The 559-nt window shown below is 63.0% G+C and carries 1 protein-coding gene; it reads left to right on the top strand.

Going from position 1 to position 559, the window contains the following annotated elements; genetic code table 11:
• Positions 1-559 (top strand): IS630 family transposase (locus R4P65_RS33060; RefSeq protein ID WP_411742625.1); only part of this gene is annotated, 559 nt, incomplete at both ends.

Here is a 559-nt window from a genome sequence, read left to right as displayed (position 1 = left end):
GGGACGATATCGAATTGGCGAGGCGGGTGCGGTCGAGGTCGATCCCCTCGGGCGCGGCGCAGCGGGCACGGATCATTGTGCTCGCATCTCAAGGTGAGTCGAATTCGTCGATCGCAGAGCTGGTCGGGGTGTCGCGGCCGACGGTGATTTCTTGGCGTGCCCGCTACGATGCGGACGGGTTGGCCGGCCTCGAGGACGATGCCCGGTCCGGCCGGCCGCGGAGCCTCGATCACCGGGAGATCATCTCCGCGACCTTGATGCCGCCGCCGAAGAAATACGGTGTTACGCACTGGAGTTCGCGTTTGCTCGCGAACCATTTGGGGATCGGGTACGGCACGGTCGCGCGGATCTGGCGTGAGTACGGTGTGCAGCCTTGGCGCAGTGAGACATTCAAGTTTTCCACCGATCCGGAACTGGTTGCGAAGGTGACCGATATCGTGGGGTTGTACCTCGATCCGCCGGAAAACGCGATCGTGCTGTGCGTGGACGAGAAATCGCAGATTCAGGCATTGGATCGGACGGCTCCGACGTTGCCGATGCAGATCGGGATCCCGGAGAA

The organism is Rhodococcus sp. IEGM 1318, from assembly GCF_033142465.1.
Taxonomy (GTDB): Bacteria; Actinomycetota; Actinomycetes; order Mycobacteriales; family Mycobacteriaceae; genus Rhodococcus_F; species Rhodococcus_F qingshengii_B.
Note: the sequence above shows the minus strand (reverse complement) of the source record. Positions and strands in the feature narration are given on the sequence as shown.